General features: G+C 68.0%; 23 protein-coding genes. 7 read left to right on the plus strand and 16 right to left on the minus strand.

Annotated elements, in window-relative coordinates; all coding sequences use genetic code 11:
• Nucleotides 1-5: 5 nt before the first annotated feature.
• Both FJ311_03270 and FJ311_03275 read right to left on the minus strand, forming a co-directional pair.
• Nucleotides 6-1,391 carry an HD domain-containing protein gene (locus FJ311_03270; protein ID MBM3950454.1) on the minus strand — a complete coding sequence of 462 codons (1,386 nt, stop codon included), beginning with the start codon at nucleotides 1,389-1,391 and terminating at the stop codon, nucleotides 6-8.
• Nucleotides 1,392-1,447: 56 nt separating this feature from the next.
• Nucleotides 1,448-2,239: a GGDEF domain-containing protein gene (locus FJ311_03275; protein MBM3950455.1), complete on the minus strand. Its 792-nt coding sequence runs from the start codon at nucleotides 2,237-2,239 to the stop codon at nucleotides 1,448-1,450.
• Between the two features lie 180 nt (nucleotides 2,240-2,419).
• Between FJ311_03275 and purE the strand changes: the two genes are divergently transcribed.
• Together purE and FJ311_03285 are read left to right on the plus strand one after the other, a co-directional pair.
• Entirely contained in the window at nucleotides 2,420-2,983 is a 564-nt protein-coding gene (gene purE, locus FJ311_03280; GenBank protein MBM3950456.1) for a 5-(carboxyamino)imidazole ribonucleotide mutase, read from the plus strand.
• Nucleotides 2,980-4,098, plus strand: coding sequence for a 5-(carboxyamino)imidazole ribonucleotide synthase (locus FJ311_03285; protein MBM3950457.1), 1,119 nt, complete (start codon nucleotides 2,980-2,982; stop codon nucleotides 4,096-4,098). Before purE ends, FJ311_03285 begins: the two co-directional genes overlap by 4 nt.
• A 177-nt stretch (nucleotides 4,099-4,275) precedes the next feature.
• Here FJ311_03285 and FJ311_03290 read toward each other — a convergent pair whose 3' ends face one another.
• From FJ311_03290 to def, 3 genes are read right to left on the minus strand one after another with little or no spacing between them, the layout of a single operon-like run.
• Entirely contained in the window at nucleotides 4,276-5,286 is a 1,011-nt protein-coding gene (locus FJ311_03290) for a hypothetical protein (GenBank protein ID MBM3950458.1), read from the minus strand.
• Nucleotides 5,287-5,340: 54 nt separating this feature from the next.
• Complete coding sequence (locus tag FJ311_03295; GenBank protein MBM3950459.1) at nucleotides 5,341-6,102, minus strand: COQ9 family protein; 762 nt, start codon at nucleotides 6,100-6,102, stop codon at nucleotides 5,341-5,343.
• A 3-nt stretch (nucleotides 6,103-6,105) separates the two neighbouring features.
• A complete protein-coding gene (gene def, locus FJ311_03300) occupies nucleotides 6,106-6,663 on the minus strand; it encodes a peptide deformylase (protein MBM3950460.1) in 558 nt (185 codons plus the stop codon).
• A 177-nt stretch (nucleotides 6,664-6,840) separates the two neighbouring features.
• Here def and rpsU point away from each other — a divergent pair, with 177 nt between their 5' ends.
• The 3 genes from rpsU to FJ311_03315 all read left to right on the plus strand — a co-directional run bounded on the left by rpsU (nucleotide 6,841) and on the right by FJ311_03315 (nucleotide 7,780).
• The gene (gene rpsU / locus FJ311_03305) at nucleotides 6,841-7,044 is read left to right on the plus strand and encodes a 30S ribosomal protein S21 (protein ID MBM3950461.1); all 204 of its coding nucleotides are present in this window, start codon (nucleotides 6,841-6,843) and stop codon (nucleotides 7,042-7,044) included.
• Nucleotides 7,045-7,135: 91 nt separating this feature from the next.
• Nucleotides 7,136-7,378 (plus strand): hypothetical protein, encoded by a 243-nt coding sequence (locus tag FJ311_03310; protein ID MBM3950462.1) that lies wholly within the window; start codon nucleotides 7,136-7,138, stop codon nucleotides 7,376-7,378.
• A 66-nt stretch (nucleotides 7,379-7,444) separates the two neighbouring features.
• Nucleotides 7,445-7,780, plus strand: a complete 336-nt coding sequence (locus FJ311_03315; protein MBM3950463.1) for a hypothetical protein — start codon at nucleotides 7,445-7,447, stop codon at nucleotides 7,778-7,780.
• Between the two features lie 16 nt (nucleotides 7,781-7,796).
• Here FJ311_03315 and FJ311_03320 read toward each other — a convergent pair whose 3' ends face one another.
• From FJ311_03320 to FJ311_03350, 7 genes are all read right to left on the minus strand, one after another.
• On the minus strand, nucleotides 7,797-9,191 hold the full coding sequence (locus FJ311_03320; protein MBM3950464.1) for an NAD(P)(+) transhydrogenase (Re/Si-specific) subunit beta: 1,395 nt from the start codon (nucleotides 9,189-9,191) through the stop codon (nucleotides 7,797-7,799).
• A complete protein-coding gene (locus FJ311_03325) occupies nucleotides 9,188-9,601 on the minus strand; it encodes an NAD(P) transhydrogenase subunit alpha (GenBank protein MBM3950465.1) in 414 nt (137 codons plus the stop codon). Before FJ311_03325 ends, FJ311_03320 begins: the two co-directional genes overlap by 4 nt.
• 1 nt (nucleotide 9,602) lies before the next feature.
• Nucleotides 9,603-10,739: a Re/Si-specific NAD(P)(+) transhydrogenase subunit alpha gene (locus FJ311_03330; protein MBM3950466.1), complete on the minus strand. Its 1,137-nt coding sequence runs from the start codon at nucleotides 10,737-10,739 to the stop codon at nucleotides 9,603-9,605.
• A gap of 106 nt (nucleotides 10,740-10,845) precedes the next feature.
• The gene (locus tag FJ311_03335; protein MBM3950467.1) at nucleotides 10,846-11,433 is read right to left on the minus strand and encodes a cyclic nucleotide-binding domain-containing protein; all 588 of its coding nucleotides are present in this window, start codon (nucleotides 11,431-11,433) and stop codon (nucleotides 10,846-10,848) included.
• A 30-nt stretch (nucleotides 11,434-11,463) separates the two neighbouring features.
• Nucleotides 11,464-11,787 carry a YbjQ family protein gene (locus FJ311_03340; GenBank protein MBM3950468.1) on the minus strand — a complete coding sequence of 108 codons (324 nt, stop codon included), beginning with the start codon at nucleotides 11,785-11,787 and terminating at the stop codon, nucleotides 11,464-11,466.
• Nucleotides 11,788-11,831: 44 nt separating this feature from the next.
• Nucleotides 11,832-13,112 (minus strand): AarF/ABC1/UbiB kinase family protein, encoded by a 1,281-nt coding sequence (locus tag FJ311_03345; GenBank protein ID MBM3950469.1) that lies wholly within the window; start codon nucleotides 13,110-13,112, stop codon nucleotides 11,832-11,834.
• Nucleotides 13,113-13,183: 71 nt separating this feature from the next.
• Nucleotides 13,184-14,992 carry a M3 family oligoendopeptidase gene (locus tag FJ311_03350; GenBank protein MBM3950470.1) on the minus strand — a complete coding sequence of 603 codons (1,809 nt, stop codon included), beginning with the start codon at nucleotides 14,990-14,992 and terminating at the stop codon, nucleotides 13,184-13,186.
• A gap of 101 nt (nucleotides 14,993-15,093) precedes the next feature.
• Here FJ311_03350 and FJ311_03355 point away from each other — a divergent pair, with 101 nt between their 5' ends.
• The gene (locus FJ311_03355) at nucleotides 15,094-16,896 is read left to right on the plus strand and encodes a long-chain fatty acid--CoA ligase (GenBank protein MBM3950471.1); all 1,803 of its coding nucleotides are present in this window, start codon (nucleotides 15,094-15,096) and stop codon (nucleotides 16,894-16,896) included.
• Nucleotides 16,897-16,899: 3 nt separating this feature from the next.
• On the opposite strand, the gene FJ311_03360 is transcribed toward FJ311_03355, so the two are convergent.
• Nucleotides 16,900-17,880, minus strand: coding sequence for an NAD-dependent epimerase/dehydratase family protein (locus tag FJ311_03360; protein ID MBM3950472.1), 981 nt, complete (start codon nucleotides 17,878-17,880; stop codon nucleotides 16,900-16,902).
• 121 nt (nucleotides 17,881-18,001) lie between these two features.
• Between FJ311_03360 and FJ311_03365 the strand changes: the two genes are divergently transcribed.
• On the plus strand, nucleotides 18,002-21,472 hold the full coding sequence (locus FJ311_03365) for an indolepyruvate ferredoxin oxidoreductase family protein (protein ID MBM3950473.1): 3,471 nt from the start codon (nucleotides 18,002-18,004) through the stop codon (nucleotides 21,470-21,472).
• 4 nt (nucleotides 21,473-21,476) lie between these two features.
• On the opposite strand, the gene rarD is transcribed toward FJ311_03365, so the two are convergent.
• The 3 genes from rarD to pyk are packed head-to-tail and all read right to left on the minus strand — an operon-like array spanning nucleotide 21,477 to nucleotide 24,689.
• Nucleotides 21,477-22,352, minus strand: coding sequence for an EamA family transporter RarD (gene rarD / locus FJ311_03370; protein MBM3950474.1), 876 nt, complete (start codon nucleotides 22,350-22,352; stop codon nucleotides 21,477-21,479).
• The gene (locus tag FJ311_03375; protein MBM3950475.1) at nucleotides 22,346-23,221 is read right to left on the minus strand and encodes an AEC family transporter; all 876 of its coding nucleotides are present in this window, start codon (nucleotides 23,219-23,221) and stop codon (nucleotides 22,346-22,348) included. The genes rarD and FJ311_03375 overlap by 7 nt, the downstream gene beginning before the upstream one ends.
• A gap of 52 nt (nucleotides 23,222-23,273) precedes the next feature.
• Nucleotides 23,274-24,689, minus strand: coding sequence for a pyruvate kinase (gene pyk, locus FJ311_03380; GenBank protein ID MBM3950476.1), 1,416 nt, complete (start codon nucleotides 24,687-24,689; stop codon nucleotides 23,274-23,276).
• Nucleotides 24,690-24,722: the final 33 nt, after the last annotated feature.

Genomic DNA, 24,722 nt, shown 5'->3' on the forward strand with positions numbered 1-24,722 from the left:
GGCGGTCAGGCGGTGGCGCGCGCGGCGTCGGCGTCTTCGAGACGGGTCAGGCTGCCGTTGCGCGCCGTTTCCCAAAAGTCCGCCAGTTGCGTCTGCTCCTCGTGCTGCGCCCGTCGCCGCACCTCGTCGAGGACGTCGAAATGGTCGAACAGCAGTTGAACGATTTCGCGCGAAAGCCGGCCCGCGGCCACGTGCTGTCCGAAAATCTCGCGGATTTTCGCGCCCTCGTATCCCCTGCGGTAGGGGCGGTCTTCGGACAGGGCCGTGAAGATATCCGAAACGGCGACGATGCGCGATCCGAGCGAGATGTTCGCCTCGGCCAGCCGCAGCGGATAGCCTTTGCCGTCCAATGTCTCGTGATGCTCGGCCGCCCACGCCGTGATTTCCTCGAGGCCCGTGACCCGCCCCAGAATGTTGCGGGTGTGGTAGGTGTGCGAACGCATGACGTGCCATTCCTCGGGCGTCAACGATCCGTCTTTTTCGAGGATCGTGTTCGGTACCGCGAGCTTGCCGATGTCGTGCACGTAGCCGGCGATTTTCAGCATCTTGCATTCGCTCCGGGACATTCCGGCAAGCCGGCCGAGTTCGGCGGCGCAGGCCGCGATGCCGCCGGAATGGGTGGCGGTGAATCGCGACCGGCAATCGACGACCAGGGCGAAGAACTTGGATATGTCCAAAAGTTCGTCGAGATCGACGACCACGCGGGGAAGATGGCACATCCGCCGCAGGGTCCGTTCGAGCGAACCGAAGGAAAGATCGAGCCAGAAAACCTCCCGATCCGACACCCTGTTGAACGCGGCCACGTGCTCCGGGTCGAACTGAAGCCCGGCAAAGCCGGCGATGGTCGTGCGGATGCCGTCGACTTGCGCGAAGACCGGCACTTTCCGGTCGTAAAGGACCGCGATCCGGTCGGCGAGGTGAATCAGGTGGCTCAGGTGCGGCACCGGCAGATCGCGGAACCTATGCCCCTCGCCGTATTTCCAGGGCACGTGATGGAAACGGACCAGCGTGGCGGCCTCGTTGATGTGGGGGAACTTCCCCAGCAGGTTGTACCCGAATTCGGCGTGAAGATGCGGCGACTTCATCTCGAACTCGAGGATTTTCATCCGCTCCGCGAGCGGCAGGCTGCCGATGTCGTGAAGATAGGCCGCAACGAAAAGATCGTTATAGGCCGGCCGCGGCAGCCCCAGTTCCTCGGCGATGGTCGCGGCGATATAGCAAACCTGTTTATGGTGCGCGTCGATGGCGGGATTGATGGCGTCGAGCGCCGTGGCGAGCGCGTCGATCAACTCGAAAATCGAGAATGTCCGTCGCGCCGGCTGACGTTTTCGTTCCGAGTTTCCAGGCACGGCGATTCCTTCTTCATCGCCCCGTCCGCGAACCGTTCGCACACCGAGGTCGGCGGAATTAACTTTTTAATTGTCGCACGCGCCCCGGTATGACGGTATTAGGGCTGGCCCCGTATGCCGGCCATCAGATTGGCGTCGGCGGCGGCGATCAGCCCGTCCACATCGCTGCCCGCGCTCAACACGGCAAGGCCGACCGCCACGTCCAAATCCACCCGGCGGGCCCCGGCGACGAACGGGCGTTCCGCGACCGCGCGCGCAAGCGCCGCGCGCAACGCCGCGCGGCCGGCCTCGTCGGCGACGAACACCAACGCGGCAAGTTCGTTGCCGGTCAGGCTGCCGACGAAATCGCCCGGCGCCACGACCGCCCGCAGCGCGTCGCACAAAAGGCCGAGCGCCTTGTCGCGCGCGGCGATGCCGAATTCGCGCCGGATCGCGTCGCCGTTGATCAGGCTGATGACGAACAGGCTGGGCGCGAACGAAAATTCCTGCAATCGACCGCGCACATGCGCGACCTGCCCACGAAACGCCTGACGGCTCAACACCGGCAAATAAGGGTGATGGTCGACAATCTGTTCAAGCTGGGCGAGGCGCCGCCGGGCGGCGTCCAACTCGCCGCGCACTTGGCCGAGCTCGGCGAGAAGGTTCTCGATCACCCGCTCGGTTTCGGGCGAAAGCTTGTCGGCGGCAAGACCGGCGATGGTCACGTCGGTCGCGCCCTCGGACCGCAAATGATCGGCGCCGCCCCCGCGCGCGCCTTCGTGCTCGCGCCCGTGGTCATCCTCGCGCGCGCTGTCTTGGCCCGCGCCCTGGCGACGCGGCGCGGGATAGGGGGATCGCCGCCCGCCATCGCGCGACGGTACGATGGGAGGCGGACCGAGGTCCTTTTCCATCGCTCGACCTCCGGGGGTCTAACCTCCGGGCGGACGCCGCGGCCGGAAGCCGGGACTCGATCCGCCCGTACGTTCAGTATAGCCAATCGCGCGCATTCGAGGTTAATGGCGCCCGGTCGAGGCTTGTCAGCCAAGGCTCCGCGCCTATAATCCCCCGCTTCCCGCACCCCGGAAGCGCCCATGCCCTCGCCCCGAAAACAACGCAAATCGGCTCGATCGCGGCGCAAGCCGGAGGTCGGCGTGATCATGGGCAGCCAGTCCGATTGGGCGACGTTGCGACACGCGGTCGAGACGCTGAAGGCACTCGGCGTCCGGTTCGAGACGCGAATCGTCTCCGCCCACCGCACCCCGAAGCGCCTCTACCAATACGCCCTTTCCGCCCGCGCGCGCGGCCTCAAGGCGATCATCGCCGGCGCCGGCGGCGCCGCGCACCTGCCCGGCATGACGGCGGCACTGACCGCGTTGCCCGTGTTCGGAGTTCCGGTCGAATCGAAGGCCCTGAAGGGACTCGACAGCCTGCTCTCCATCGCCCAGATGCCGCCCGGCATACCGGTCGGGACTCTCGCGATCGGCCGCGCCGGGGCGATCAACGCGGCGCTGCTCGCCGCCGCCGTGCTCGCGACCGGGGACGCGCGCGTGCGCGCCCGGCTCGATTCCTGGCGCGCGGCGCAAACCGCCGCCATCGCGCGAAAGCCGAAGGACGAACCGCCCGAAACTCGATCGCGGCGGCGCCGTTCGCGATGAACCCGACCGCGCCGCTTGCGCCCGGAAGCGTCATCGGCATCATCGGCGGCGGCCAACTCGGGCGCATGACCGCGCTCGCCGCCGCCCGGCTCGGCTACCGCTGCCATATCCTTACGCCCGAGCCGAATTCGCCGGCCGGCCAGGTGGCAGAGCGAACCGTCGTCACGCCCTACGACGACGGCGGCGCGCTCGAATCTTTCGCCCGCGCCGTCGATGTCGTCACCTTTGAATTCGAAAATATTCCGGTCGAGTGCGTGCGCCATCTCGCTCGGTTCAAGCCGACGCGCCCGAACGCCGACGTTCTCGCCGTGGCCCAAGACCGGATCGAAGAAAAGACGTTCATCAACGAACTCGACATCGCCACCGCCCCATGGCGGACGATCCGGAGCGTCCAAGCGCTCGATGTCGCGGCGCGCGACATCGGCCTGCCCGCCGTGCTCAAGACCGCGCAACTCGGCTACGACGGCAAGGGCCAGGTCAAGATCGCGCCGGGCGACGACCTCGCCGCCGCCTGGAAGGCGATGGGCGCCGAATGGGGCATCCTGGAAGGGTTCATCGACCTGGAGCGGGAGATTTCGGTGATCGTCGCGCGCGGACTCGACGGCGCCATGGCCGCCTATCCGGCGGTCGAGAACGTGCACACCCGCCACATCCTCGACACCACCACGGCGCCGGCGCGCATCGCGCCCGCGCTTGCCGAGAGGGCGCGCCAATACGCGGAAGCGATCACCGCCGCGCTCGGCGTGGTCGGATTGCTCGCGGTCGAGATGTTTGTCGCGCGCGACGGGCGGCTGCTGGTCAACGAAATCGCGCCTCGGCCGCACAACTCGGGCCACTGGACCCTGGACGCCTGTCCCGTCAGCCAGTTCGAGCAACTGGTGCGGGCCATCACCGGGTTGCCGCTCGGCACGGTCGAACGCCATTCGGACGCGATCATGACCAACCTGATCGGCCGGGACGTGGAGAGCTGGCCCAAGCTCGCGGCCGAACCCGGGGCCTGCCTGCACCTCTACGGCAAGGGCGAGGCGCGCGAAGGCCGCAAGATGGGTCACGTCACCCGGCTTTTCCCCAAGGGATCCCTCGCCCAGTCGGGCGCGGCAAAACTAAACCCATAAATTTCTTGATGTTATTAGGTCTTTCGGCGAATATTCCCATAATTCAATTATGGATTAAGGGGAATCGCCATGACCGGAGGAGAAACGATTTTTCTCGTCGCATCGCTAGCCGCCTTCACGGTGTTCGCGGTGGTCGTCGCCTGGGCCAACAAGCGCACGCGCACCCACTAGCGGGTATTAATAGGCGGGACGGGCTTCGCGGCGAAGCCGCTGCTCGATCTCGCCCATGGACAGGCGCGAAACCTTCACCGCTTCCAGGAGCTCGATCTCGATCAGCTGCGCCCGGTCGAGCCGGTCGGCGATCAGCTTGCGCACGAAGGCGACGATTTCGGGCGCCACTCCCGGCAAAACCAGGATATTGGTGATCAGCTCGCGCCGCACCAGCGGGGGATACTTGACGATTTCCGCCGCCAGCACCCGCTTGACCCCCTGGGAGATCCGTTCGCTGCCGAAGATCCGATCGATGCAGAAGCTGTAGATGCCGAAATCGAGCCGGCCGGCCACGGTGCGGGTGAAGTCGACGAATTCCTGCACGAAATCGCGCGCCGCCACGTCGCCCTGAATCAATCGGGCGACCACCGCCAGGAATTCGCGATAGCGGTTGCGGGCCGGCGACAGACGAAGGTCGAGCTCACCCTCGATCGCCCTCAAATCGATCAGGCTGAAATCCCGCTCCAGCATCGCGTGCGCCGAGGTCTTGACGCCGGGTGCAAGCGCGTGTGCCTCGATCAGGTCGAACAGGCGCTCGTATTTCGCGCGCTCGCGGCCGGTGAGCGCCGCCGCCGACCGGCCGAGCGGCAACAGCGCCGCCTCCGCCACCAGAAAATCGCGCGAATAGATCGAAGCCATCGCCGCGGCGTCGGCGGGGGGCACGGCGGCGGCGAGACGGAAATCGTCGGTGATGACGAATCGGCCGCCGGCGGCGACGGTGAGATAGCGCCCCAACCGGCAGCAGGCGAGAAAATGGTCGGCGAGCGTGCTTTCGCCGGCCGCGGGCGCGAACGCGGATGTGAAGGTCCCGGCGTCGTCCGACGCCGCGGCCGCGGCGCCGCGCCCGGAATCCAACCCCCGAACCAGGATCGGCGCGTCGGTCCGGGGCGCGAACGGCGAGGCGACGCCGCCGCCGAAACGCACATCGGCGTCGGCATCCGTTTGGTTGCGATCGCGGGGATCATCCCGAGGCGTCATGGCCTGTGCCTTTCGCTCGTTACCGGCCAGCCTAGCACGCACCCCGGCCGGAGCCTACGTCCGCGCCGCCCGGGGCGGCCGGCCCCGCCCAAAACCTTGTCCCCAGCGGCGCGCGAGCCCGGGCGGAACCAGGCGCCCGAAGGCGTCGGCGACCCGTTTCGCGAACGCGATTCCGTCGCCGGCCGACTTGAGGCGGGCGCGCAGCGAGAAGATTTTCATAACGTCGGCGATGCGCCGATCGAGAAACGCGTCGGTCGCGGCGAAATTTTCGCTCTCGTCCGTGAGCCAGAACATCAGGGTGGTGCCGTAGACGCCCGAAAGGAGCGCGCGCTTGGTGTAGTAGTTGAAATCGGTCGATGCATCCCCGGCCGCGCGCCAAATCGCGTCGGCCGCCCGCCACATGAGCTTCGGCGCCAACCGGGCGTTGTTGGGAAGGGCGAGAAACGCGACCAGGCGGCGGACCGCCTCCCGGTGCGGCGCGAGTGCGTGCAACCGGGCGCGCGCTGCGGCGGCGACGCGCTCGTGGGTGCGCATCGGCTTGCGGCGCAATTGGCGGCCGAGCCCCTCGGTCATGCGGCGGTCGGCCCACGCGCCGAAATGCCGGGCCGCATCCCTGGGTCCACCCGGGAAAGCGCGCGCGAGCCCGGCCGGCCCGGCGCCGGCGTCCCGGGCTCCGGCGGCGAGCGCCTTTGCCGTCCAGCCGTCGAAGGCGACGTGAACGAGAGCGGCGGCAAGAATGGCGTCGCGCAGGCGCTCCATATCCGTCGCACGGCCGGCTTTCGGTTTCGGTTGCGCTTTCGATTTCCGTTTGGCCATCGCTTATTCCTCCTCGCCCGCCTCCTGCCCGTGCGCCTTGCGGATTTCCTCGACGAAGCCGAAGCTCGCGAGATCGCGCATGCGCATGGGATAGACGATGCCGTCGAGATGATCGCATTCGTGCTGCACGACGCGGGCATGAAACCCGGCAGCCTCCCGCGCGAAGCTGCGCCCATCCAGATCGACGGCCGAATAGCGGATGCGGGCGAAGCGCGGGACCCGGCCGGTCATGCCCGGCACCGAAAGGCAGCCTTCCCAGTCTTCCTCCATCGTCTCGCCCAAGGGCTCGATGACGGGATTGACCAGGATGTTGAGCCCTTCCGGGAACCGCGCCGGACCTTCGGTGTCGGCCTCGCCGCGCGCGGGCGGAACGTCGAAAATCACGACCCGCAGCGGCACGTGGACCTGGGGCGCCGCGAGGCCGATTCCCGGCGCATCGCGCATGGTTTCCGCCATGTCTTGCACCAAGGCCCGGATTTCGGGCGCGGTCGGGTCCGCCACCGGCTCCGCGGGACGGGCCAGAACCGGGTGGCCCATGCGGGCAATCTTGAGAATGGCCAAGGTCTTGGGCTCCTTAAGGGGCTCCCGTGGGACGGTGGGGCCAGTTAACCCGCCGTTTCCGGCCTTTTCAAGCCGTCGCCCGCGTGCTAGAAGCCCTGCCCGCTCCGAAGCGGGGGAAAACCCCGGTCGCGAGCCCGACCAACCCGAAGTTTAACGCCATTGGAGGCGAAAGAGCCCGTGCAGGTTACCGTTCGCGACAACAACGTCGATCAAGCCCTCAAGGTCCTGAAGAAGAAACTCCAGCGCGAGGGCGTGTTCCGGGAAATGAAGATCCGCCGCGCGTTCGAGAAGCCGTCCGAACGCCGGGCCCGGGAAAAAGCCGAAGCGATCCGCCGCACCCGCAAGCTCGAACGCAAGCGCCTCGAACGCGAAGGGTTCTGAACCCGGCCCCAGGGCTGAAAAAACGCCGCCGTGTCCCGGCGGCGTTATGCTGTTTAGCACGCATTCGCCTGACGTCGTTTGTGGGGGTGCTATGATCCGTCGCGTGAACACTCCCGCCCCGATCCTCGACTCGGTACTGACTTGTCCTTCGTGCGCGCGGGCGACGCCCGAGCGCATGCCCGAGGATTACTGTCTGGTCCGCTGGACTTGCCCCGGCTGCGGCGCGGCCCTCAAGCCCAAGGCCGGCGATTGCTGCGTGTTCTGCTCCTACGGTTCGGTCCCCTGCCCGCCCGTCCAAGCACAGGGCGGCAAGGGGGCGGGATCTTGCTGCTGACGCGCTCCCCTCCCCAGCCGCGCCGGATTGGTGCTAATCTCGCGTCCTGACCCGGGGAGACCCGCCATGGCGCGGTTACGCTCCAAAGTTCCCGCCGGCAGGCATCCGCCGGCGCGGATGAAACCCGAGGACGTGCGCGCGGCCTGCGTCGCGCTGTTCGGTCCGGGGATGAGCCTTGCGCGCTACGCCGACCGACTCGCCGAGGTGCTCGACTGCCACCGCCGCACCGTCCAGGACTGGTTCGTCCACGGCGTCCAGGGCATTTCCGCGCAGGCCGTGCGGCTCGCCCTGCAGACCCGCTTCCTGGAGGAGGAGAACGCCAAGCTCCGTTCGCGCACCGGGCGGCGCAAGAGCGACGGACGCGCCACGACCCGGCCCGAACAGTTCCGCTTTCCGGTGTGAACGACCGCGCGCGGGATCAGCCGAGGGCGACGACGATCTCCTCGGTCATCTTCTTCGCGTCGCCGAACAGCATCATCGTGTTGCCGCGGAAGAAGAGTTCGTTGTCGACGCCGGCATAGCCTGACGCCATCGAACGCTTGACGAACAGCACCGCCTTCGCTTTTTCCACGTCGAGCACCGGCATGCCGTAGATCGGGCTCTTGGGATCGGTCTTGGCTGCCGGGTTGGTCACGTCGTTGGCGCCGATGACGTAGACGACGTCGGCGGTGGCGAATTCGTGGTTGATTTCCTCGAGCTCGAACACCTCGTCGTAGGGTACGTTCGCTTCCGCCAGCAGCACGTTCATGTGCCCGGGCATGCGCCCGGCGACCGGGTGGATCGCGTACTTGACCTCGCAACCCTCGGCCTTGAGCTTGTCGGCCATTTCGCGCAGCGCGTGCTGGGCCTGGGCGACCGCCATGCCGTAGCCAGGCACGACGATGACCTTGGAGGCATTCTTCATCAGGAACGCGGCGTCCTCGGCGCTGCCGGCCTTGACGTTGCGGTCGCGCCCGCCGGCCGCCGCTGCCGGGCCCGCGGTTTCGCCGCCAAAGCCGCCGAGCAGGACGTTGATGATCGAGCGGTTCATCCCCTTGCACATGATGTAGCTGAGGATCGCGCCCGAGGAGCCGACCAGCGCGCCGACGATGATCAGCGCCGGGTTGGAAAGGGTGAAGCCGATGCCGCAGGCCGCCCAGCCGGAATAGGAATTCAGCATCGACACCACAACCGGCATGTCGGCGCCGCCGATCGGGATGATGAGCAGGAACCCGATCAGCAGCGAGAGCAGGACCAGCAGCCAAAACACCGATGCCGATTGGCTGAAGATCAACACGACCGTGAGCAAAGCGATCGCCGCGCCGATGGCGGCATTCAGCTTATGCTGGCCGGGGAACGTGATCGGCGCCCCGCTCATGATCCCCTGCAGCTTGGCGAAGGCGATGACCGAACCCGAGAACGTGACCGCGCCGATGGCGGTGCCGAGCGCCATTTCGATCAGGCTCGCGGTCTTGATCGCGCCGGGCGTGCCGATGGCGAACGCTTGCGGGTTGTAGAACGCGGCCGCCGCCACGAACACCGCCGCCATGCCGACCAGGCTGTGGAACGCGGCGACCAGCTGCGGCAGCGCGGTCATGTTGATCTTGAGCGCGACCACGGTGCCGATCGAGCCGCCGATCAGGATCGCGAGGATGATCATGCCGTAGGAGAGAACGCCGGGATCGGCAAGCGTCGCGAGCACCGCCACCGCCATGCCGGCGATGCCGAACAGGTTGCCGGTGCGCGCGCTTTCCGGCGAGCTCAAACCGCGCAACGCCAGGATGAACAGCACCGAGGCGATCAGATAGGCAAACCCGCTCGTGCTCGCACTCATGGCTTTTTCGCCTTTTTCTTGAACATGCCGAGCATGCGCTGGGTGACGATGAACCCGCCGAAGATGTTGACCGAGGCGAGCATCACCGCGAGAAAGCCCATGATCTTGGCGAAATTCATGTCCTGGGGCCCCGCCGCCAACAGCCCGCCGACCACGATCACCGAGGAAATCGCGTTGGTCACCGCCATCAGCGGCGAATGCAGCGCCGGCGTCACGCTCCACACCACGTAGAAGCCGACGAAACAGGCGAGCACGAACACGGTAAACAGCGCCAGGAACGGATCGCCCGCGCCCGAGGTCGCGCCCGAAAGCTGGGCGGTTTCGGCGGCGAGCTTGCCGGCGGACGCGGCGAGCTTGGCGGCTTCCTCGGCGAGGCGGGCGGCGTGGCCGGCGACCTGGCTGACGTCCATGTCAGTTCCCTCCCGCGAGCATGGGATGGACGACCTTGCCGTCGCGGGTCACCAGCGTGCCCTTGACGATCTCGTCGTCCCAGTTGATGGCGAGCGCCTTGGTCGATTTGTCGATCATCGGCGTAAGGAAATTGAGCAGATTACGCGCGAACAGCGCGCTGGCGTCGGCGGCAATGCGGCTCGGCATGTTGGTGTGGCCGACGATCTTGACGCCGTGCTTGACGGCCACCTTGTCCGCCTCGGCCCCGGCGACGTTGCCGCCCGCCTCGACCGCGAGATCGACGATCACCGAGCCCGGCGCCATCGAGCGGACCATGTCCTCGGTCACCAAAATCGGCGCGCGCTTGCCCGGGATCAGGGCGGTGGTGATGACGATATCCTGCTTCTTGATATGTTCGGCGATAACCGATTGTTCTTTTTTCTTGTAGTCCTCGCTCATTTCCTTGGCATAGCCACCGGTGGTCTGGGCGGTCTTCATCGCCTCCTCGTCCACCACCACGAACTTGCCGCCGAGGCTTTCGACCTGTTCCTTGGTCGCGGCGCGGACGTCATAGGCCGTCACCACCGCGCCGAGCCGCTTGGCGGTGGCGATCGCCTGCAGGCCGGCGACGCCGACGCCCATAACGAACGCCTTGGCCGGGGCCACCGTGCCCGCCGCCGTCATCATCATCGGGAAACCGCGCCCGAATTCGGAAGCCGCCTCGATCACGGCGCGGTAGCCGGCGAGGTTGGATTGGGAGGACAGAATGTCCATGCTTTGCGCGCGGGTGATGCGCGGCATCAATTCCATGGCGAACGCGGTAAGCCCGGCGTCGGCGCACGCCTGCACCCCGGCGCGGTCGGTCAACGCCGCCATGTGAGCGACCAAAATCGCGCCCTTCTTCATGGCCGCGATTTCGCCCGCCTGCGGCGCGCGTACCTTCCAGATCATGTCGGACTGCCCAAGCGCCTCGGCCGCGGTCGACGCGATGGTCGCGCCGGCCGCCTTGAACGCGTCGTCGGCGAAGGCGCTGCCTGCGCCCGCTCCCGCTTCGATCACCACCTCGACGCCGAGAGCGGCGAGCTTCTTGACCGCGTCGGGCGAGGCGGCAACCCGGCGTTCGCCCGGACGGATTTCCTTGAGAACGGCGATTTTCATGATGGGATCGTTGGGGGTTTGGAACCGGGTCGTATTGAGCCCTCGATAAGGGCTGGTTATGCCGCGCCCGGCGGCGCAAAGCAAGCCGTCGCGAAGAGAATAAATCTTAATTTCCGGGCGATTTGTCCCGTTTCCGGGGCACCGTCAGTTCCGCTTCCTCCAACACGCTGCCGCGCCGGTCGGCATGTCCGTCGAACGTGCGCTTGAGGTCGAGCAGCGCCGAAGCGATCGAGCGCATCGGACTTCGGGCCGACTCGGCGAGCGCGCGGTCCTCGGTCTTGTCCATGTAGGCGCTGAGACTGGTGAGGTTGTATTCGATCAGATTGAGAAAATCCTGGGTGCTGCGCGGGCGCCTGATGTAGGCGTGGTGCACGTTGCGCAGGTTCTGCACCAGGACCCGGAACACGGTCCGCAGCGACGGGTCGGATTTTCCGAGCTTCGATTCGATGGCGTGGCGCGGCACGACGATGAGGGTCGTGTCTTCGATCGCCTGCGCGCCCGCCATGCGCGGCGAGCCGTCGAGGATCGCCATTTCCCCGAACATGCCGCCCTGCCTGACGGTGGCGAGCCGCATCGCCTCCCCGTCGATAGCCTTGACGATGGCGATGGCGCCGAGATCGACGACATACGCGGCGTCGCCTTGGTCCCCTTCGCGAAAGACGAATGTGTCCTTCTTGACGTTGAGCCGTTCCACCGAATCCCCCGGTCCAGCGCGCCCCGGCGATCAGGCCAACTTGACCGCCGTGCCGTTGACGCTGACCATCAGCATCGTCTTGTCGTCGCCGCCGATCACTTCATAGTCGAGATCAACCCCGACCACCGCATCGGCGCCGAGAGCCCGGGCCTGTTCCGTCAACGCCGCGATGGCGGCTTCGCGACCGGCCTTCAATTCTTTCTCATAGGCCCCGGAGCGGCCGCCGACGATGTTGCGGACACTGGCGAACAGGTCACGGAAGATATTGGTTCCCATCACCGTCTCGCCCGAAACGAGACCGAGGTAAGACGCGACCTTGCGTCCGTCCACGCCGTCGGTGGTGGTAATGATCATCCCTCGCCCCCGCTTTTATTTAGCGCCGATCAGTCTATCACCATTCAGTCCGACGGGGGAATGTCGAACCGCGCCAGAATTTTGCGCTGCCGTTCGCTCAGGGCTTTCTCGTCGAAATCCTTAATCAAGTCGTGAAACAGGCGGTGCCAATTGACCTCGGCCTTGAGGTGGGTGAACACGCTGCCGAGGCCGACCGCGGCCCGGTCCATCAGCACGAATTCGCGCGGCGGCGTCACGCCGCCGTAGTCACGCAGCTCGCGGTGCACCTTGCCGGCGACGCGCGCGCCGTAGGCGGTGTCGCCGGTGTCCTGGATCTTCTGCACCTTGTCTTCCATCAGCGGGCCGTAGAGGAACCGCGCCCACTGGCTCAGGATCGCGATCAACCGGCGGTCCAGATTTTTGAATCCCCAGGTGCGATAGGCGGAAACGGCCAGTTCCTCGTTGTCGTCGCGCAGCGCGTAGTAAAGGTCGATCACCGCGCGGATGAACGGCGGGCGGAAGACGCGGATGCAGCCGAAATCGAGCAAGTTGATGTCGCCGTCGGATCGCGCCGTGTAATTGCCGAGGTGCGGATCGCCATGGATCACGCCGTAGTCGTAGAACGGCACGTACCAAGCGCGGAACATGTTGTGCGCGAGCGTATTGCGAAACTTGAGCGGCGCGTCGACGAAGCTCTTGAGCGGTCGGCCTTCGAGCCAGTTCATGGTCAGCAACCGCCCGGTGGACAGTTCCGCGACCGGCTCGGGCACATGGACCGTCTTTTCCGGTTTGAGCATCGCGCCATAGAGGCGCATGTTGCGCGCCTCGCGCCGGTAATCGAGTTCCTCGCGCAGGCGCGCCGATAGCTCCTCGTGAATCCGCGAGGTGTCGATGGCGCGGTCGATGCGCCGGTAGACGGCGAACGCGATCTTGAGTTGGGCGAGATCGGCTTCCACCGCCGCGCCCATGTCGGGGTACTGGATCTTGCAGGCCAGCGATCGGCCGTCGAGAGACGTCGCCCGATGCACTTGGCCGAGCGAGGCGGCCGCCGCCGCCACCGGCTCGAAGGCGCGGAAGCGCGATTGCCAATCGGGACCCAGTTCCGACGCCATGCGCCGGCGCACAAACGCCCAGCCCATGCTCGGCGCGTTGGTTTGCAAGTGGGCAAGTTCGGCGGTGTATTCCGGGGGCAACAGGTCGGGCACGGTCGAAAGAATCTGCCCGACTTTCATCAATGGGCCCTTGAGCGCGCCGAGCACGGCCTTGAGGGCGGCGGCGTCGGCGGCGGTATCGGGGCGGCGGCGCAGCAGGCGCCGGCCCGCGGCCTTGGCGGCGATCCCGCCCATGGCCGTGCCGACCCGGGCGACGCGGATCGCGCGCCGCCGGAGCGAGTCTTCGCTGCCGCCGCGCTTCGCGCTCACGTCGCCTCCAGATCGTCGATCAGACCGGCGATCACGTCGAGGCCGCGCCGCCAGAACGCCGGATCGCCGGCGTCGAGTCCGAACGGGGCGAGCAACTCGCGGTGGCGCAGCGTCCCGCCCGCAGCAAGCATGTCGAGATACTTCCGCTCGAAATCGGGGTACCCGCCGCGGTAGACCGAATAGAGCGCGTTCACCAGGCAATCGCCGAAAGCGTAGGCATAAACGTAGAACGGCGAATGGACGAAATGGGGGATGTAGGCCCAGTACCAGCGGTACTCGGGCGCGAAGCGGAACGCCGGACCGAGGCTTTCGCGCTGCACGTCGAGCCACAGCGCGCCGATGCTTTCCGGCGCGAGCTCGCCCGAGCGACGGGCGTCGTGAAAGCGGCGCTCGAATTCGTGAAAGGCGGCCTGGCGCACGACCGTATTGAGCATGTCCTCGATCTTGCCGGCGAGCAGCACGCGCCGCCGCGCCGGATCGGTTTCGCTGCGCAGCATCGCCTGGAACACCAGCATCTCGCCGAACACCGAAGCGGTCTCGGCGAGCGTCAACGGCGCGTCCGCCATCAGCGCTCCTTGCGGCGCGGCGAGGACTTGATGGACGCCGTGGCCGAGTTCGTGGGCGAGCGTCATCACGTCGCGGGCGCGGCCGTGGTAGTTCATCAGGATGTAGGGATGGACCGACGGCGCCGTGGGATGGGAAAAGGCGCCCGAATCCTTGCCCGGCGCGGGCGCCGCGTCGATCCAGCGTTCCCTGAAAAATCGTCCGGCGATCTCCGCCATGCGCGGCGAAAAGGCACGGAACGCATCAAGCACGATCGCTTCGGCCTCGCCCCAACCGTAGGTACGGACGGACACCTTGGGCAACGGCGCGTTGCGGTCCCAATAGTCGAGCGACTTGAGACCGAGCATGCGCGCCTTTAGCCGGTAATAGCGGTGCGCGAGTCGGGGGAAAGATTCCCGCACCGAATCGACAAGCGCCTTCACCACCTCGTCCTCGACATGGTTGGCGAGATTGCGGGAGGCGAGCGGGCTGGCGTACTTGCGCCAGCGGTCGGAAATCTCCTTGTCCTTGGCGAGCGTATTGAGGACCAGCGCGAACAGGGACCCGCGCTGGGCGAGCCCTTCGGCCAGCGCCCGCGCCGCCTGCCGGCGCAACGGCCGCCGGGGATCCGAGAGCCGATCGAGAGCGCCGGAGATGGTCAGCGTCCTCGCGCCGACGCGAAAGCGCATTCCGGCGAGCGTCTCGTCGAACAGGCGCGGCCAAGCTCCGTCGGTGGCGGAGCGGTCGAGTTCGAAGTTTTCCAATTCGTCCGACAGCTGGTGATCGCGAAAGACGCGCGTGTCGCGCGCCCACGGGGCGTAGCGCCGGGCGGCGGGGTCTTCGAGCGCGCGGGCGAGCGCGTCTTCCTCCATCCGATTGAGCTCGAGGGTCAGGAACAGGGTGTGCTTGGCGGCGTCGGTCAGGCGCTCGGTCACGTTCTGCAGCATCCGGCCGGTATCCGGGTCGGCGAGATCGGCGGCATGGCGCAGCGACGCATAAGCGTGGATCTTCGCGCGGCGGTCGGCGATCGCGTCGTAGGCGGCGACCGCCTCGCCGAATTCGGCGCCGGCGAGGCCCGCGACGCGGCCGCGCCAGCGCCGGTTCATATCCCGAGATCGTTCCTCCACCCAGGCAAGATCGTGCTCGATCCGGGGGTCGTCCGGCGCGGCGTAGAGATCGGCGAGCGACCAGCGCGGCGGCGTTTTGGACTTATTGGGTTTGGCGGCGCGGGCCGACCGCCGCGCCTTGGGAGCCCGGACCATGGACGGAAAATCTCCTTGCAAGGCGAGAGCTATACGGGTGGATTAGTCCGGAGGCAACGGTAAACGGACATCCGCATAGGGCCGTGAATTCGAAGGATTCCATGCACCCCGGAAGCGACCGATTCGAGCGCTGGCCGAACCTCGCGGCCATGTTTTTCGATCAAGTCGACGCGCTCGGCGACCGTCCGTTCCTGTGGGGCAAGCGCGACAATGTTTGGCGGCCGCTCAGCTGGGGCGACGCCGCGGCGCGGGTGAGCGCGCTCGCCCGCGGCCTGGTCGCCGCCGGCGTCGAGCCGGGCGATCGCGTGGTGCTGGCGTCCGAAAACCGCCCGGCGTGGGTGATCGCCGATCTCGCCATCATGGCGATCGGCGGCATCACGGTGCCCGCCTACATCACCAACACCGTCGCCGATTATGCCCATATCCTGAGGGACAGCGGCGCAAAAGGCGTGATCGTTTCCCAGCGCCGGTTCGCGGAACGGATCGCCGCCGCCGCCGACCAGGCGCCCGATCTCCGCTTCATCGCCGCCATGGACCCGCCGCCCGATCCGCCCCGGCGGGGCCCGCGCCTCGTCCATCTCGACCAGTTGATAGAAACCGGGCGCGCGCGTCACGAGAATGTGGTCGAGAAGGCTTGGTCGTGGCCGCGCTCGCGCGCCGCGTGCATCATCTACACGTCGGGCACCGGCGGCGTACCCAAGGGCGTCGTCTTGAGCCACGGCGCCATCCTGCACAACTGCCGCGGCGCCGCGCGGGCGCTGGCCGAACTCGGGATCGAGCGCGAGGTGTTTCTCTCCTTCCTGCCGCTGTCGCATTCCTACGAGCATACCGGCGGCCAGTTCTTCCCCATCGCCATCGGCGCCGAAATCTATTACGCCGAAAGCATCGAGGCACTCGCCGCCAACATGGTCGAGGCGCGCCCGACCATCATGACCGCCGTGCCGCGCCTCTACGAAACCCTGCACGCCCGCATCTCGCGCGGGGTCGCCAAGAGCGGCGCGCTGCGCCGCTTCCTGTTCGCCAAGGCCCTCGAACTTGGTCGGCGCCGATACTTGGACCCAAAGGCGCTCGGCCTCGGCGCGCGCCTGTTCGATGGACTGCTGGAGCGGCTGGTGCGCGACAAGGTTCGCGCCCGGTTCGGCGGGCGGCTCAAGGCGCTGGTGTCGGGCGGCGCGCCGCTCAACCCCGAGATCGGACTCTACTTCACCGCGCTCGGCCTGCGCATCCTGCAGGGCTACGGCCAGACCGAATCCGCGCCGGTCATCAGCGTCAACCGCCCGAACGCGGCCAAGATGCATTCGGTCGGCCCGCCGCTCGCGGACACCGAAGTGCGGATCGCCGCCGACGGCGAAATCCTCGTGCGCGGCGAACTGGTCATGCAAGGCTATTGGAACAACGAGGCGGCGACGCGCGAGGCGATCCGCGACGGCTGGCTGCACACCGGGGACATCGGCCATTTCGACGGCGACGGGCATCTGGTCATCACCGACCGCAAGAAAGACATCATCGTCGTGTCCGGCGGCGACAACGTCTCGCCCCAGCGGATCGAGGGCCTGCTCACGCTCGAACACGAGATCGCCCAGGCCATGGTCTACGGCGACCGCCATCCCCACCTGGTCGCGCTGCTGGTGCCGGACGCGGAATGGCTGCACGGCTGGGCGCGCGCCCGGGGCAAGACCGGGGACGCGGCGGAGCTGGCGGCCGACCCGGACCTCGTCGCCGCGCTCGCCTCCGCCGTGGATCGGGTCAACGCCGGGCTGTCGCCGATCGAAAGAATCCGCCGCTTCCTGGTTGCTCCCGAACCTTTCACCATCGAAAACGGCTTGTTGACCCCGACGCTGAAAATCCGCCGCCACAAGCTGCGCGCGATCTACGGGGAGAGGCTGGAAGCGTTGTACGGCTGAGTCTCAGAGCTTGTGGTAGTCGCGGAACCAAGCGACGAAGCGGGGAATGCCTTCTTCGATCGTCACGCGCGGCTCGAAGCCGAGATCGCGCCGGCTGTCCTCGATGTCGGCGTAGGTGTCGGTGACGTCGCCCGGCTGCAGCGGCAGCATCTCCATGGCCGCCTTGCGCCCCAGCGCCTTTTCGATCAGATCGATGTAGCGCGTCAGCGGTTCGGAACGGCTGTTGCCGAGGTTGTAGAGCCTCGCTGGCGGGTGGCGGCCGTCGTCGACGGGCGGGCGATCAAGGGCGGCGAGCACGCCGGCGACGATGTCGTCGATGAAGGTGAAGTCGCGGCGCATGTCGCCGTTGTTGAAGACCGGGATCGGCTCGCCCGCGACGATCCGGCGGGCGAAGATGTAGGCCGCCATGTCGGGACGCCCCCACGGCCCGTAGACGGTGAAAAAGCGCAAGCCCGTCGCCGGCACCCGCCAGATGTGGGCGTAGGCGTGGGCGATCAGTTCCTGCTCCTTCTTGCTCGCGGCGTAGAGCGACAAGGGCGAGTCGGTCCGGTCGTGGACCGAGAACGGCAGCTTGGCGTTGCCGCCGTAAACCGACGACGAGGAGGCGTAGACGAAATGGCGCAGTTTCGGCTGGCGCCGGACGGCCTCCAGGAGGGCGACCTGGCCGCCGACGTTGCTCCGGACATAGGCCATCGGCTCCTTCAGCGAATGGCGCACGCCGGCCTGGGCGGCGAGATGCACGATCCGATCGATCGCGGGATGGGCGGCGAACGAGGCCGCGAGCGCGTCGGCGTCGGCGACATCGGCCCGGACGAACGCGAAGTTCTTGGCCGCGCGCAACCGCTCAAGCCGCGTTTCCTTCAGCTTCACGTCGTAATAGGCGTTGACGTTGTCGAGCCCGAGCACGGATTCGCCCCGCGCCAGCAACGCCGCGGCGACGTGATACCCGATGAAACCGGCGGCGCCGGTGACGAGAACGGTCATGGGAAAAATGCCCGAAAGCCCGGATAAACTTCCGTATACAGGCTCCCGCGAGCTTTGCAAACCCGTCGCCGTTGTTTCGCCCGGGGCCCGCGACTAACCTTTCCGGGGGAGGAGAGATCGCATGGCGCATGTCCGCGTCGCGCTCGACGACAAATACCGCCTGACCGAGGGCCGCGCCTTCATGACCGGAACCCAGGCGCTGGTGCGCCTGTGCCTCGACCAGCGCCGGCGCGACGCCGAAGCCGGGTTCGCGACCGCCGGCTACGTCACCGGCTATCGCGGCTCGCCGCTCGGCGGCGTCGACCGGGAATTCGGGCGCGCGCAGCCGTTTCTCGCCGCCGCCGACGTGCGCTTCCACCCCGCGGTCAACGAAGACCTCGCCGCCACCGCCATCTGGGGCACGCAGCAGTTGCCGTTGTTCGGCGACGCGCGCCGCGACGGCGTGTTCGCGATCTGGTACGGCAAGGGCCCGGGCGTCGACCGCTCCGGCGACGTCTTCCGCCACGCCAATCTCGCCGGCACCTCGCGACTCGGCGGCGTGCTGGCGCTTGCCGGCGACGATCCCGCGTGCAAATCCTCGACCGTGCCGAGCCAGAGCGATTTCGCCCTGGTCGACGCCGGCATGCCGCTCCTCCATCCGGCGGACACGCAGGAATTGATCGACTTCGGCCTGCTCGGCTTCGCGCTGTCGCGCTTTTCCGGCTGCTGGGTCGGAATCAAGGCGGTCGCCGACGTGATCGACGCCGCGTCCTCCGTGGTTCTCGATCCGGCCCGGGCGCGGGCGGTCCTTCCCTCCGATGTCGCCCAACCGCCGGGCGGCTTTCACACGCGCTGGCCGGATCCGCCGATGGAACAGGAGGACCGGCTCTACCGCTTCAAGATTCCGGCCGCCGCCGCCTTCGCCCGTGCCAACGGATTCGACCGGGCGATGTGGAACCGCACCCACGCCCGCCTCGGCCTGATCGCCGGCGGCAAGACGTTCCGCGACCTGACGGAGGCGCTGGCGCTTCTCGGCGTCGACCAAGCCTGGGCGGCGGCCCACGGCGTGCGCCTGCTCAAGATCGGGTTCGCCTGGCCGCTCGATCCGCTGACCGTGCGCGATTTCGCGCGCGGGCTGGAGGAGATCGCGGTGGTCGAGGAAAAGCGCGCGCTGCTCGAACCGCAGGTGAAGGACATTCTCTACGGCGCCGGCGCGCCGCGCGTGATCGGCAAGCGCGACGAGGGGGGCTCCTGGCTGTTTCCGCCTTCGGGCGAGGTCGGACCGGAAGCGATCGCGCGCGCGCTCGCGCCCCGGCTCGCCCGCTTGGGCGACGGCGCCCGGATCGCCGAGCGCCTCGCCCGCCTCGACGCGATCGAAAAGCGCCGTGCTGCGCCCGCGAATCTTCCCAAACGCATTCCCTATTTCTGCGCCGGCTGCCCGCACAACACCTCGACCCGGGTGCCGGAGGGTTCGCGCGCGCTCGCCGGCATCGGCTGCCACTACATGGCACTGTGGATGGATCGCGAGACCGCCACCTTCACCCACATGGGCGGCGAAGGCGCGGCCTGGATCGGCCAGGCGCCGTTTTCCGCCACGCCGCACGTTTTCGCCAACATCGGCGACGGCACCTATTTCCATTCCGGCCTGCTTGCCATCCGCGCCGCGGTCGCCGCCGGCGTCAACATCACCTACAAGATTCTCTACAACGACGCCGTCGCCATGACCGGCGGCCAGCCGATGGACGGGCCGCTCGATCCGCCGCGCATCATCGCCCAGGTGCGCGCCGAAGGCGTCGAGCGGATCGCGCTGGTGGCCGAGGAGCCGGAACTCTACCGCGGCCATCCCGGCCTGGCGCCGGGCACCACCGTGCATCACCGCGACGAATTGGATCAGGTGCAGCGGAGTTTGCGCGAATGGCCGGGCGTGTCGGCAATCGTCTACGCCCAGACCTGCGCCGCGGAAAAGCGCCGCCGCCGCAAGCGCGGCAAGATACCCGACCCGCCGCTCCGCGCGTTCATCAACGAAGAGGTGTGCGAAGGCTGCGGCGATTGCGGCGTGCAGTCCAACTGCGTCGCCATCGTGCCGGTCGAGACCGAACTCGGACGCAAGCGCGCCATCGACCAGGACTCCTGCAACAAGGATTTCTCCTGCCTCAAGGGATTTTGCCCGAGCTTCGTCACCGTCGAGGGCGGGCGGCTCCGCGGCCGCCGAAACGCGGGCGCGTCGGCCGAAGCCTTCGATGCCGCGCTGCCCGAACCCGCGCGCGCGTCCGGCAAGGGTCCCTACGGCATCGTGGTCAGCGGCATCGGCGGTACCGGCATCGTCACCATCGGCGCGCTGCTCGGCATGGCCGCTCACATGGAAAGCAAGGGCGTTTCCGTGCTCGACGTCGCCGGCCTCGCCCAGAAGAACGGCGAAGTCTTCAGCCACGTGCGGATCGCCGCGAGCGCGGAGGACTTGCGCGCCGCGCGCATCGGCGCGGGCGAGGCCGACCTGCTGCTCGGTTGCGACCTGGTCACCGCGGCCAGCGCCGAAACGCTGCCCACTCTCGCCCCAGACCGGGCGCGGGCGGTGGTCAACACCCACGAAACCATGACCGCCGCCTTCACCCACGATCCCGACGCCGAATTTCCGGAAACGCGCCTGCGCCAGGCGATCGCGGCGGCGACCGCGGGCCGCGACCCCGACTGGGTGGACGCGACCGGCCTTGCCCGCGCGCTCCTCGGCGACGCCGCCGGCGCCAACGTGCTGCTGCTCGGGTTCGCCTGCCAGAAGGGCCTGCTGCCGGTCGGGCCTTCGGCCATCGCACAAGCCATCGAACTCAACGGGGTTTCGACCGACATGAACCTCGCGGCGTTCGCCTGGGGCCGCCGGCTCGCCGTCGATCCGCTCGCGGTCGCCCGCGCGGCCGGGCTTGCCGCCGCCTTGCCCGCGCGCGCGGACCAGGGCGGCCTCGACGGTTTCGTCGCGCGCCGTGCCAACGATCTCGCCCTCTACCAGAACGCGGCCTACGCCGAACGCTACCGCGCCCTGGTGGCCGCCGCGCGCGCGGCCGAGGCGACGCGCGCCCCCGATAGCCGCGGCTTCGCCGAGGCGGTCGCCCGCGCCTATTACAAGCTGCTCGCCTACAAGGACGAATACGAGGTCGCCAGGCTTTACGGCGACGGCCGCTTCGCCCGCGCGCTCGCCGACACGTTCGAGGGCGCGCCGCGCCTTACCGTTTATCTGGCGCCGCCGTTCCTGGGCGAACGCGATCCGGCGACCGGCGCCCCGGTCAAGCGCGCGTTCGGCCCGTGGATGCTGGCGGCGATGCGCCTGCTCGCGCCCTTCAAGGTGCTGCGCGGAACGCCGTTCGACCCCTTCGGGCGCACGGCCGAGCGCAAGGCGGAGCGCCGCCTGATCGCCGACTACGAAACCCTGGTCGCGGAATTGATCGGGCGGCTCGCGCCCGAAACTCACGCGCTGGCAACCGAACTCGCCGCCCTGCCGCTCGACATCCGCGGCTTCGGCCCGATCAAGAGCGCGGCGATCGCGCGCGTCAAGGTGGCCGAAGCCGCCCTGCTCGCGCGCCTGCGCGCGACACCGGGCCCGCGCGCCCGCGCCGCCGAATAACCCTTTAGCGCTTTCGCAGCAGATCGAAGCTGTAGAGCGCGAGGCCCGCCCAAACCAAGGCGAACGTCGCGATCGACGCCCCGGTCAACGGTTCGTGGTACAGGAAAACGCCAAGCAGGAACGTGGTGCTCGGCGACAGGTACTGGATAAGGCCGAGGGTCGCGAGCGGCAAACCCCGCGCGGCGATCACGAACAAAGTGATCGGAACGGCGGTCGCCACTCCCGTCGCCAGCAACATTGCGTCGAGCGCAATCGATTTGACGAGAAAAGATCCCTCGCCCGCGACCGCGAGCCAGACGATGTAGGCGATCGACGCCGGCGCCAGCATCGCGGTTTCGACCAGCAGCCCCCCGACCGGGTCCGCCGGCAGGATCTTGCGCATAAGGCCGTAGAGGCCGAACGAAAACGCGAGCACGAGCGCCACCCACGGCAGCACGCCGGACCCGGTCGCCATGATCGCGACCCCGGCCGTGGCCAATCCGACTGCGGCCCAGCGCACCGGCGTCAGCTTCTCGCCAAGGACGGCGACCCCGAGCGCGACGTTGACCAGCGGGTTGATGAAATAGCCGAGGCTCGTTTCCAGCACGCGGTCGTTGTTGACCGCCCAGACGAACACCAGCCAGTTGATCCCGAGCAACGCGGCCGACGCGGCAAGACCGAGCAACACGCGCGGCCGACCGAGAAGAGCCGCGGTTCGCGCCCAACGCCCGGTCAGCACCACGAAACCCGCGACCAGCAGCGCGGCCCAGACGATGCGATGCGCGACGATCTCGGTCGGCAGCGCCTCGGCCATCGCCTTGAAATAGATGGGCAACAGGCCCCAGGTTATGAACGTGACGACCCCGGCGGCCAGCGGGATGGCGCTCGATCCGCTCACCACAAGACTCCGATCAGGAACGGCAAGGTGGCGAAGCCGAGCAACGTCGACAGCATGACCAGTCCCGCGACCTCGGACGGATCGGTGCCGTAGCGCTGGGCGAACAGGAAGTTCATCACCGCGACCGGCATCGCCGATTGCAGCACCAGGATGGCGAGCGCGGTGCCCTCCAGCCCGAACGCGTGCCCGACGCCGAAACCGGCGGCCACCCCGAGGGCAAAGCGGAGAACCGCGAGGCCGAGTCCCCTGGCGAAGCCGGCGACCTTCAACCCGGCGAGCGCGACGCCAAGGGTGATCAGCATCAGGGGCACCATCATGCCGCCGAGGATGCGGGCCGTGTTCATCAGCCATGCGGGGGGCTCGACCCCGCCGCCCATGAAGATCGCGGCCCCGGCGACCGCGTAGAGCGCGGGGATGCGCGCCAGCGCGCGCGGCGAGAACGTGCCCGCCGAGATGGCGACGCCGACGGTCAGATGCAGCACCACCGATACCGTGAAAAAGACGATGGCGAGCGCGAGGCCGTCGGCGGCGAAGCCGAGCGCGGCGAGCGGCAGGCCCATGTTGCCGACGTTGGGAAACATCATGGCCGGCAGGAACGACCGCAGCGGAATTCGCGCCGCCGCGAGTACGGCGGCCGCGACCACGCCGACCGCGGCGGTGGCGGCGAGGGCCGCGGCGGCCATGACGCTCAGCGCGGCCGTGTCGAGCCGCGTATCGATCAGGGTGGCGAATACCAGCGCCGGCAGCGAAATGTTGGTGGCCAGCACCGTGACGACGTCGGCGTCGTAACGGCGGCCGCTGCGCGCCCAGGCGTAGCCGAGGACGGCGCAGAGGAACACGGGCGCGACGACGGCAACCAGCTTCTCGATCATGTCCGGCCGATCATGTGCGGACCCGCGCCCCCGGGGCCGGCGCCCAGTTGTCTCAAGGCACCAGAGCGATGCGCAGGATGTTGGTCGCGCCCGGCGTGCCGAAGGGAACGCCCGCCGTGACGACCACCCGTTGGCCGGGCTTGGCGAAGCCTTCGCGCGACGCGGCGGCGACCGCCTTGGTCACCATCTCGCTGAAACTGTGCAGGTCGTCGATCTGGACCGAATGCACGCCCCAGGCCAGCGCCAAGCGCCGCGCCGTGTCCGGGCGCGGCGTCAGGCCGAGGATCGGCACGCCCGGCCGTTCGCGCGCGCAGCGCAGCGTGGTCGAGCCGGTCGAGCTGAACGTCACGATCGCCGCCGCCGAGATGGTCTTGGCCACCTGGCGAGCCGCCGCCGTGATGGCGTCGGCCGACGTCGCCTCGGGGTCGTGGTGTTCGGCCTGCATGATCTTGCGGTACAAGGGATCGCGTTCGACCCGATAGATGATCCGGTCCATCATGGCGATGGCCTCGGCCGGATATTCGCCGACCGCGGTTTCCGCCGACAGCATGACCGCGTCGGCCCCGTCGTAGACGGCGGTCGCCACGTCGGACGCCTCGGCCCGCGTCGGCGTCGGCGAATGGACCATGGAATCGAGCATCTGCGTCGCCACCACCACCGGCCGCCCGGCCTGGCGGCAGGCGCGGATGATGCGTTTCTGGATGCCGGGCACGTCCTCGGGCGGCAGCTCGACGCCGAGATCGCCGCGCGCGACCATGACCGCGTCGGACAGCGCCACGATCTCGTCGAGATGCTCGATCGCCGCCGGCTTTTCCAGCTTGGTCATGATCCCGGCGCGGCCCGCGATCAGCTTGCGCGCCTCGGATACGTCCTCGGCCCGCTGCACGAACGAGAGCGCGACCCAATCGACGCCGAGTTCGAGCCCGTAGTTGAGATCCTCGATGTCCTTGCGCGTGAGCGGCGACAGATCGAGCACCGCGCTCGGCACGTTCAGCCCCTTGTGGTCGGATATCTCGCCGCCGACCATCACCGTCGTTTCGGCGAAATCGGCGCCGCACCGGTCGACCCGCAGGCGGACCCGCCCGTCGTCGAGCAGCAAATCGGTCCCCGCCGCAAGCGCGCGGAAGACCTCGGGATGCGGCAACGGCGCGCGGCGCTCGTCGCCCCAATCCGGATTCAAATCGAGGCGGAACTTGGCCCCCGGCGCGAGCTCGATCCGCCCGCCCTTGAACTCGCCGACCCGGAGCTTGGGCCCCTGCAAATCGAGCAGGATGCCGATCGGCCGGCCGTGCTTCGTCTCGAGCGCGCGGATGATGTCGAACCGCGTCTTGTGGTCCTCGTGGCTGCCGTGACTGAAATTGAGGCGAAAGACGTCGGCGCCCGCCTCGAACAACTTGGCCAGCACGGCTTCGGTCGAACAGGCCGGGCCGACGGTGGCGATGATTTTTGCGCTGCGGCGACGTCGCATATTGCGCCGAGATTAGGGCCTGGACACGCGTCC

The organism is Rhodospirillales bacterium, from assembly GCA_016872535.1.
In the GTDB taxonomy this organism is placed as follows: domain Bacteria; phylum Pseudomonadota; class Alphaproteobacteria; order Rhodospirillales; family 2-12-FULL-67-15; genus 2-12-FULL-67-15.

What these genes read in the sequence shown, in the direction of transcription:
- FJ311_03275 (MBM3950455.1), bottom strand. Translation starts at nt 2,239, where the DNA reads ATGGAAAAGGACCTCGGTCCGCCTCCCATCGTACCGTCGCGCGATGGC.
- purE (MBM3950456.1), top strand. Translation starts at nt 2,420, where the DNA reads ATGCCCTCGCCCCGAAAACAACGCAAATCGGCTCGATCGCGGCGCAAG.
- FJ311_03285 (MBM3950457.1), top strand. Translation starts at nt 2,980, where the DNA reads ATGAACCCGACCGCGCCGCTTGCGCCCGGAAGCGTCATCGGCATCATC.
- FJ311_03290 (MBM3950458.1), bottom strand. Translation starts at nt 5,286, where the DNA reads ATGACGCCTCGGGATGATCCCCGCGATCGCAACCAAACGGATGCCGAC.
- FJ311_03295 (MBM3950459.1), bottom strand. Translation starts at nt 6,102, where the DNA reads ATGGCCAAACGGAAATCGAAAGCGCAACCGAAACCGAAAGCCGGCCGT.
- FJ311_03310 (MBM3950462.1), top strand. Translation starts at nt 7,136, where the DNA reads ATGATCCGTCGCGTGAACACTCCCGCCCCGATCCTCGACTCGGTACTG.
- FJ311_03315 (MBM3950463.1), top strand. Translation starts at nt 7,445, where the DNA reads ATGGCGCGGTTACGCTCCAAAGTTCCCGCCGGCAGGCATCCGCCGGCG.
- FJ311_03320 (MBM3950464.1), bottom strand. Translation starts at nt 9,191, where the DNA reads ATGAGTGCGAGCACGAGCGGGTTTGCCTATCTGATCGCCTCGGTGCTG.
- FJ311_03325 (MBM3950465.1), bottom strand. Translation starts at nt 9,601, where the DNA reads ATGGACGTCAGCCAGGTCGCCGGCCACGCCGCCCGCCTCGCCGAGGAA.
- FJ311_03330 (MBM3950466.1), bottom strand. Translation starts at nt 10,739, where the DNA reads ATGAAAATCGCCGTTCTCAAGGAAATCCGTCCGGGCGAACGCCGGGTT.
- FJ311_03340 (MBM3950468.1), bottom strand. Translation starts at nt 11,787, where the DNA reads ATGATCATTACCACCACCGACGGCGTGGACGGACGCAAGGTCGCGTCT.
- FJ311_03345 (MBM3950469.1), bottom strand. Translation starts at nt 13,112, where the DNA reads ATGGGCGGGATCGCCGCCAAGGCCGCGGGCCGGCGCCTGCTGCGCCGC.
- FJ311_03350 (MBM3950470.1), bottom strand. Translation starts at nt 14,992, where the DNA reads ATGGTCCGGGCTCCCAAGGCGCGGCGGTCGGCCCGCGCCGCCAAACCC.
- FJ311_03355 (MBM3950471.1), top strand. Translation starts at nt 15,094, where the DNA reads ATGCACCCCGGAAGCGACCGATTCGAGCGCTGGCCGAACCTCGCGGCC.
- FJ311_03360 (MBM3950472.1), bottom strand. Translation starts at nt 17,880, where the DNA reads ATGACCGTTCTCGTCACCGGCGCCGCCGGTTTCATCGGGTATCACGTC.
- FJ311_03365 (MBM3950473.1), top strand. Translation starts at nt 18,002, where the DNA reads ATGGCGCATGTCCGCGTCGCGCTCGACGACAAATACCGCCTGACCGAG.
- FJ311_03375 (MBM3950475.1), bottom strand. Translation starts at nt 23,221, where the DNA reads ATGATCGAGAAGCTGGTTGCCGTCGTCGCGCCCGTGTTCCTCTGCGCC.
- pyk (MBM3950476.1), bottom strand. Translation starts at nt 24,689, where the DNA reads ATGCGACGTCGCCGCAGCGCAAAAATCATCGCCACCGTCGGCCCGGCC.